This is a genomic window from Amycolatopsis sp. SID8362 (assembly GCF_010550475.1).
Classification (GTDB): domain Bacteria; phylum Actinomycetota; class Actinomycetes; order Mycobacteriales; family Pseudonocardiaceae; genus Amycolatopsis; species Amycolatopsis eburnea.
In genome coordinates this window covers 1-8248 of record NZ_JAAGNB010000871.1, presented here as the reverse complement: position 1 = coordinate 8248, position 8248 = coordinate 1, and the positions used below count along the sequence as shown (strand labels likewise).

The window sequence follows — 8248 nt, the reverse complement described above, 5'->3', positions numbered from 1 at the left end:
CGGCAACCAGGCCTCCTACTGGGAAAGCACCAACAACCAGTTCCCGCAGTGGGTCCAGGCCGACCTCGGCACGGCCACGAACATCGCGCAGCTGGTGCTCAAGCTGCCGTCGAACTGGGAAGCCCGCACCGAGACCTTCAGCGTCCAAGGCAGCACCGACGGCACCGGCTTCAGCGACCTCAAGCCGTCCGCCGGCTACCGGTTCGACCCCGCCACGGGCAACACCGTCACCGTCGACGTCACGGCGAACACCCGGTACGTCCGGCTGAACGTCACCGCCAACACCGGGTGGCCCGCCGCGCAGCTGTCCGAGTTCGAGGTCCACGGCCCGGCCGGCGGGGACACGCAGCCGCCGTCCGCGCCCGGGAACCTCGCCTACACCCAGCCCGCGAGCGGCCAGATCCGGCTGACCTGGTCGGCTTCGACCGACAACACCGGCGTCACCGGCTACGACGTCTACGCCAACAACCAGCTGCGCGGGAGCGTGGCCGGCACCGTCCTGACCTACACCGACAACCAGCCCGACGGCACCACCGTCTCGTACTACGTCCGCGCGAAGGACGCCGCGGGCAACCAGTCGGCGAACAGCGCCACGGTGACCCGCACCGGCACCCAGGCCGGGACGAACCTCGCGCTGGGCAAGCCGATCACGGCGTCCTCGACGGAGTTCTCCTTCGTCGCCGCGAACGCCAACGACAACTCCGTGACGACGTACTGGGAAGGCGGCGGCGGGACCTACCCGAACCTGCTGACCGTCGCGCTCGGGTCGAACGCCGACGTGAACCAGGTCGTCGTCAAGCTCAACCCGGACCCGGCCTGGGGCCCGCGCACGCAGACGATCGCCGTCGAGGGCCGCGAGCAGAGCGCGGCCGCGTTCACCACGCTGGCCGCCGCGCAGACCTACAGCTTCGACCCGGGCACCGGGAACACCGTGACGATCCCGCTCAGCGGCCGGGCCGCCGACGTCCGCCTGCGCGTCACCGCGAACTCCGGCGCCGGCGGCGGGCAGGCCGCGGAGTTCCAGGTCTTCGGCGTTCCCGCGCCCAACCCGGACCTGACGGTCTCCGGCGTGTCCTGGTCGCCGCAGAACCCGGTGGAAACCGACGCGATCACCGCGTCGGCGACGGTCCGCAACGCCGGTACGGCCGCTTCCGGCGCGACGAACGTCAACCTCTACCTGGGCACCACCAAGGTCGGCACCGCGAACGTCGGCGCGCTCGCCGCCGGCGCGTCGACCACCGTGTCGGCGAACATCGGCACCCGGGACGCGGGCAGCTACCAGCTGACCGCGAAGGTCGACGAGGCCAACGCCGTCATCGAGCAGAACGAGGCCAACAACTCCTACACCGCTTCGACGGCGCTGGTCGTCAGCCCGGTGCAGAGCTCCGACCTCGTCGCGGTCACGGCGTGGTCGCCGAACAACCCGGCCGCGGGCAACACCGTCACCTTCGCCACGACCCTGCGCAACCAGGGGACCGTGGCGAGCGCGGGTGGCGCCCACGGCGTCACGGTGACGATCGCGGACCAGAACGGCACCGTGGTGAAGACGCTCAACGGGAGTTACTCCGGCGCGATCGCCGCCGGGGCGACCGCGAGCCCGGTCACCGTCGGCACCTGGACCGCCGCCAACGGCCGGTACACGGTGAAAACCGTCGTCGCGAACGACGCCAACGAGCTGCCGGTCAAGCAGGCCAACAACGCCAGCACGCAGGCACTGTTCGTCGGCCGGGGCGCCAACATGCCCTACGACATGTACGAAGCCGAGGACGGCGTCGTCGCGGGCGGCGCGTCCGTGGTCGGTCCGAACCGGACGATCGGCGACCTCGCGGGCGAGGCGTCGGGCCGCAAGGCCGTCACGCTGAACTCGACCGGCTCGTCGGTGGAGTTCACCACCCGCGCGTCGACCAACACCCTGGTCACCCGGTTCTCCATCCCGGACGCCGCGGGTGGCGGCGGGATCAACTCGACGCTGAACGTCTACGTCGACGGCACGTTCCTCAAGGCCATCGACCTGACCTCGCACTACGCGTGGCTCTACGGCGCCGAAACCGGCCCGGGCAACTCGCCGGGCGCCGGGCCGCGGCACATCTACGACGAGGCCAGCACGATGCTGGGCACCACCGTGCCCGCCGGGCACAAGATCAAGCTGCAGAAGGACGCGGCCAACAGCACGAACTACGCGATCGACTTCGTGAACTTCGAGCAGGCCACCGCGGTCGCGAACCCGGACCCGGCGCACTTCGCCGTGCCCACCGGGTTCACGCAGCAGGACGTGCAGAGCGCGCTGGACAAGGTCCGCCAGGACAGCACCCTCACCGGCGTCTACCTCCCGGCCGGCACCTACTCGCTGTCGAGCAAGCTGAACGTCTACGGCAAGGCCGTCACGGTCACCGGCGCCGGGCCGTGGTTCACGAAGTTCTCCGCACCGGCGGGCCAGGAGAACACCGACATCGGCATCGACGTGCAGTCGAGCGCGAACGGTTCGACGTTCAGCGGGTTCGCGGTGTTCGGGAACTACACGTCCCGGATCGACGGCCCCGGCAAGGTGTTCAACCTGACCAACGTCGTGAACCTGACGATCGACAACATCTGGGTCGAGCACCAGGTCGTCATGGTCTGGGGCACGAACGTGGACAACACCACGATCAAGAACTCCCGGATCCGCGACACCTTCGCCGACGGCGTCAACCTCACGAACGGGAGCACCGGCAACCACGTCACCAACATCGAGGCCCGGTCCACCGGCGACGACAGCTTCGCGCTGTTCGCCGCCACGGACCTCAACCCGGGCAACCAGTACGACAACGTGTTCGAGAACCTGACCTCGCTCACCCCGTGGCGCGCGGCCGGGCTGGCGGTCTACGGCGGGTACAACAACACCTTCCGCAACCTCTACATCGCGGACACGCTGACGTACTCGGCGATCACGATCAGCTCGCTCGACTTCGGCTACCCGTTCCTCGGGTTCGGGCCGCAGCAGACGACGGTCCAGAACGCCTCCCTCGTCCGCGACGGCGGCCACTTCTGGGGCCAGCAGACGTTCCCGGCGATCTGGCTGTTCTCCGCGTCGAAGGAGTTCCGCGGCATCCGGGTGTCCGATGTGGACATCGAGAGCCCGACCTACAGCGGCATCATGTTCCAGACCAAGTACAACGGCGGTCCGGAGCACCCGGTCGAGGACACCGTGCTGACGAACGTGTCGATCACCGGCGCGCACCGCAGCGGTGACGCCTTCGACGCGAAGTCCGGGATCGGCATCTGGGCCAACGAGCTGCCGGAACCGGGTCAGGGCCCGGCCGTCGGCTCGGCGACGTTCACCGGGCTCACCCTGAGCGACAACGACGAGGACATCCGCAACAAGACGACCACGTTCACCATCATCCGCAACTGACCCGACAAGTGCCGTCAAGGCCACCTTACGGGCGTCAGACGCCCGTAAGGTGGCCTTGACGGCTTTACGGCGGGAGGCGGCTCGTGCGGATCCTGGTCACCGGTGGCACCGGGCAGCTCGGCTCGGCGGTCGTGGCGCGGCTGCGGGCGGCGGGGGAGGAGGTCCGCGTGCTGAGCCGGCGGGCCGGCCCCGACGTCGTCCGGGGCGACCTGCGGAGCGGACGCGGCGTCGACAGCGCCGTGGCCGGGATGGACGCAATCGTCCACTGCGCCACCGACTTCCTGCACGAGACGACCCTGGCGCGGACGCTGATCGAGGCGGCGCGCTGGGCTGGCGCGCCGCACCTGGTGTACGTCTCGATCGTCGGCGTCGACCGGGTGCCGCTGGGCTACTACCAGGCCAAGCACGAGACCGAGCAGCTCCTCGCCGCGTCCGGGCTGCCCTGCACGATCCAGCGCGCCACGCAGTTCCACGGCCTGGTCCGGACCCTGCTCGCGCCCGCGACCCGGCTGCCGGTGGTGCCGGTGCCGCGGATCTCGTTCCAGCCGGTGGACGTCCGGGACGTCGCCCGCCGGCTCACCGACCTGGTCCAGGACGACCCGGTGGGCCGGGTGCCCGACTTCGGCGGCCCGGAGATCCTGACGGCGACGGAGCTGGCCCAAGCGGTCGGCGAAGCGAGCGGGCGGTTCCGGCGGATCGTGCCGCTGAAGGTGCCCGGGGAGACGTTCCGCGCCTACGCCGAGGGCGGGCACCTGGCTCCGGAGCACCGCGACGGCGAGATCACCTTCCGCGAGTACCTCACCGGGCGCACTCAGATGTATTCGGATTAATTACGAAGATTCTTGACCTTGGTTCCGGATAGGTCATATGTTTGGCGGGCTGCACGCCGGTCCCGCCTTCAACGCCGAACGGATCCGACATGTCGAACCCTCCCTCTCGTCGTACCTTCTTCAAGCTCGGTGGCGCGGTCGGCGCCGGTCTCGCCTTCAGCGGCACTCCTGTTTTCGCTGCCAGCGCGGATGTTCTCCGTCCAGAGGCCGCCGACCTCGTGCCGGACGACCGGGCGACGACGATGTGGTACCCGGCGCCCGCGGCAGAGGGCAAGATCATCGAGCAGGGCCTGCCGATCGGCAATGGTCGGATTGGTGCGCTGGTCGCCGGTGATCCCGCGGCCGACTTCCTCTACCTCGCCGACGCGTCGCTGTGGACCGGCGGCGCCAACGACGTCCTCGAAGACGACGGCCAGTTCCCCTACGAGCGCGAGAAGTTCGGCACCCTCGGCCTGCTCGCGAAGCTGCGGATCTCGGTACCGGCGCACACCGGCGTCTCGGACTACCGCCGCACGCTCGACCTGAGCAACGGCGTCGTGGTGATCACCTACCGGCACCAGGGCGTGCGGTACCGCCGCGAGTACTTCGCCAGCCACCCCGACGACGTCGTGGTGATCCGGCTCAGCGGCGGGCCCGTCACCGGCTCGGTCTCGCTGGAGCCCACCCGCGGCGAGACCATGACCGGCGCGGCGGCGTTCTCCGGCACCTTCGCCAACGGCCTGAAGTACGCGTGCACGGTGGCCGGCGGGACCACCTTCAGCGGCAGCCAGGACATCGTCATCGTGCTGAGCGGCGGCACGAACTACGTGCCCGACGCGGCCAGGAAGTTCCTCGACGCGTCCCTCGACCCCTTGGCGCTTGCGAACCGGAAGGCGTCGAAGGCCCTGCGCGCTGGCGGCGGCGCGCTGCTGGCCACGCACGTCGCCGACTACCGGCGGCTCTACGACCGGATGAGCGTCGACCTCGGCCAGTCGCCGCCGTCGAAGCGGGCGCTGGACACGTGGTCGCGGCTGGTGGCCCGCCACGACGACCCGGCCACGCCGGACCCGGAGCTGGAGGCCAGCTATCTGCAGTTCGGGCGCTACCTGACCATCACCGGGTCGCGCGACGGGCTGCCGATGGGGCTGCAGGGCCTGTGGCAGAACACCAACACGCCGGACTGGATGAGCGACTACCACACCGACATCAACGTCCAGATGAACTACTGGCTGGCCGACCGCGCGGCGCTGCCCGAGAGCTTCACTGCGCTGGCGGATTACTGCCTGGCGCAGCTTCCCGTGTGGACGGACAGCACGAACCGCCTGTTCAACGACCCCCGCAACAGGTTCCGGAACACCAGCGGCAGGATCGGCGGCTGGGCGGTCGCGTTCTCCACCAACATCTACGGCGGCTCCGGCTGGTGGTGGCACCCGGGCGGCAACGCCTGGCTGTGCAACTCGCTCTGGGACCACTACGCCTTCACCCAGGACAAGGCCTACCTCGCGCGGATCTACCCGCTGCTCAAGGGCGCGTGCGAGTTCTGGGAGGCGCGGCTGCTGCCGATGACGGTCGGCGGGCGCGAGGTGCTGGTCGACGACCACGACTGGTCGCCGGAGCACGGCCCGCAGGACACCCGCGGGAACACCTACTCACAGGAGATCGTCTGGGACCTGTTCGAGCACTACCGCGAGGCCGTCGCGGTGCTGGGGCGGGACCGCGCGTATGGCGACCGGATCGCCGGGCTGCAGCGGAAGCTGTACCTGCCGGAAGTCAGCCCCACGACCGGCTGGCTCGAAGAGTGGATGTCGCCGGACAACCTCGGCGAGACGACGCACCGGCACCTGTCGCCGCTGATCGGCTTCTTCCCCGGCGACCGGATCGCGGCCGACACCGCCCCGAAGGAGCTGCTGGACGGCGTGCGCGCGTTGCTGATCGCGCGCGGCATGGACAGCTACGGCTGGGCGACCGCGTGGCGCTCGGCGTGCTGGGCCCGGCTCAAGGACGCCGACCGCGCGCACCAGCTGCTGCTCACCGTGCTGCGGCCGTCGGTGGCCAACGGCAACGGGACCGCGCCGAACTTCTTCGACATGTACAGCCAGGGCAGCTACACGATCTTCCAGATCGACGCGAACCTCGGCGCGACGGCGGCGATGGTGGAGATGCTCGTGTACTCGCGGCCGGGCGTGCTGGAACTGCTGCCGGCGCTGCCCGCGGCGTGGGCGGGGTCGGGCCGGGTGACCGGCATCGGCGCGCGCGGCGGGTTCGAGGTCGACCTCGCCTGGCGCGCCGGGAAGGTGACGACGGCGGTGATCCGCAGCGTCGGCGGGACCAGGACGGAGGTTCGCGCCGGAACCTGGAAGCGCGCGATCAGCCTGCGGCCGGGCGGGTCGGTCACGGTCCAGCCAAGTTGAGGCACGTCCTCCGGAAAGTGGTGTAGTGTTCAACTACTTTCTTGCGACCGGAGGTCATCGTGAACGTCGTCCTGTGGATCGTGGCGGGTTTGCTCGCCGCGCTGTACCTCGCCGCCGGGGGCATGAAGCTCGCGACCCCGCGCGAGAAGCTGCTGGAAAACCCGAACATGGGCTGGGCGGCGGACTTCCCGGGCGCGGCGGTCAAGGGCATCGGCGCGGTCGAGGTCCTCGGCGCGATCGGGCTGGTCCTGCCGCGGGCGCTGGACATCGCCCCGGTGCTGACCCCGCTGGCCGCCACCGGGCTGGCGGTGGTCCAGATCGGTGCGATCATCGTGCACGCACGGCGCAAGGAAACGAAGGCGCTGCCGATGAACGTCGTGCTGCTGGTGCTGGCGGCGTTCGTGGCGATCGGCCGGTTCGCCGGCTGACATTCCCGGAGGACCGATGACGCTTCCCGGTTACACCGATCACGGCGGCGAGGGCCCGGTGGTTGTGCTGCTGCACAGCTTCCTGATGGACGGCCGCATGTTCGCGCCGCAGCTCGCGGCCTTCGCCGGCTTCCGGTGCGTCACGGTCGACGAGCGTGGCCACGGCGGCACCCCCGCCGACGGCCCGTTCGACTACTGGGACGTCGCCCGGGACGTCCTGGGCGTGCTCGACCACCTCGGCGTCGAGCGCGCGGCGGTCGTCGGGACCAGCCAGGGCGGGTTCGTCGCGCTGCGGATGGCGCTGCTGGCTCCGGCGCGGGTGTCCGCGATCGCGGTGCTCGGCACGTCGGCGGCCGCGGAGGACCCCGCCGTCGCGGCCGGCTACCGGGCGGTCCTGGACGCGTGGGTCGCCGGTGGCGCCCCGGCCGAGGTGCTCGACGGCGTCGCGCGGATCTGCTTCGGCGACTTCGAGGCGCCGGAGTGGAAGGAGCGCTGGGCGTCGGTGCCGCCTTCGCAGCTGACACCGGCCATGAACGCACTCGTGGATCGGGACGCGGTGCTGCCGCGCGTGGGCGAGATCTCGTGCCCGGCGCTGGTGCTGCACGGCTCGGCGGACCTCGCCTACCCGGTCGAGCGCGCGGCCGAGCTGGCCGACGCGCTGCCCGCGGCCGAACCGCTGGTCGTCGTCGAGGGCGGCGCCCACTTCCTCAGTTTCACCCACGCCGAGGCGGTGAATCCGCGCTTGGTGGAGTTCCTCGAGGCGCGCGCGTGACGGCGGTGCCGCATCGGGGCCGGTGCGCGGCCGGCCCGGTACTCCATTTCCACCTTGGCCCAGTCGTAGATCCAGTCGCCTCGCATGCCCGATCCCTCACTCCGTCCGATGCTGGAGTCCACGATCGTGCTGAGGTGGCCCCGCCCGCATCGGGCGAACACGCAGTCCGGGCCGCGAAACCCCTTACCCTGGGGCACCATGACCGCGACGACGTTCCTGTTCGTGCCCGGTGACCGGCCCGACCGCTTCGGCAAGGCCGTCGCCAGCGGCGCCGACGTCGTGCTGCTGGACCTCGAGGACGCCGTCGCCCCGGCGGACAAGGACACCGCCCGCGCGGCGGTCGGCACGTGGCTCGACGGCGGCGGCACCGCGATGGTCCGGATCAACGCCCCGGGCACCCCGTGGTTCGAGGCCGACGCCGCGCTGGCGGCCGCGCG

6 protein-coding genes are annotated in these 8248 nt (G+C 70.7%); all 6 read left to right on the top strand.

The window, feature by feature from the left end; translation table 11 throughout:
- The coding region (locus G3I65_RS27295; RefSeq protein ID WP_160698656.1) for a CARDB domain-containing protein at nt 1-3391 on the top strand (3391 nt) is incomplete at its 5' end.
- Between the two features lie 83 nt (nt 3392-3474).
- Nucleotides 3475-4221 carry an SDR family oxidoreductase gene (locus G3I65_RS27290; protein ID WP_160698655.1) on the top strand — a complete coding sequence of 249 codons (747 nt, stop codon included), beginning with the start codon at nt 3475-3477 and terminating at the stop codon, nt 4219-4221.
- 89 nt (nt 4222-4310) lie between these two features.
- Nucleotides 4311-6611 carry a glycoside hydrolase N-terminal domain-containing protein gene (locus G3I65_RS27285; protein WP_160698654.1) on the top strand — a complete coding sequence of 767 codons (2301 nt, stop codon included), beginning with the start codon at nt 4311-4313 and terminating at the stop codon, nt 6609-6611.
- A gap of 59 nt (nt 6612-6670) precedes the next feature.
- Entirely contained in the window at nt 6671-7039 is a 369-nt protein-coding gene (locus G3I65_RS27280; protein ID WP_160698653.1) for a DoxX family protein, read from the top strand.
- Nucleotides 7040-7055: 16 nt separating this feature from the next.
- Nucleotides 7056-7811 (top strand): alpha/beta fold hydrolase, encoded by a 756-nt coding sequence (locus G3I65_RS27275; protein ID WP_160698652.1) that lies wholly within the window; start codon nt 7056-7058, stop codon nt 7809-7811.
- Nucleotides 7812-8009: 198 nt separating this feature from the next.
- Nucleotides 8010-8248 (top strand): aldolase/citrate lyase family protein (locus G3I65_RS27270; protein ID WP_239071474.1); only part of this gene is annotated, 239 nt, incomplete at its 3' end.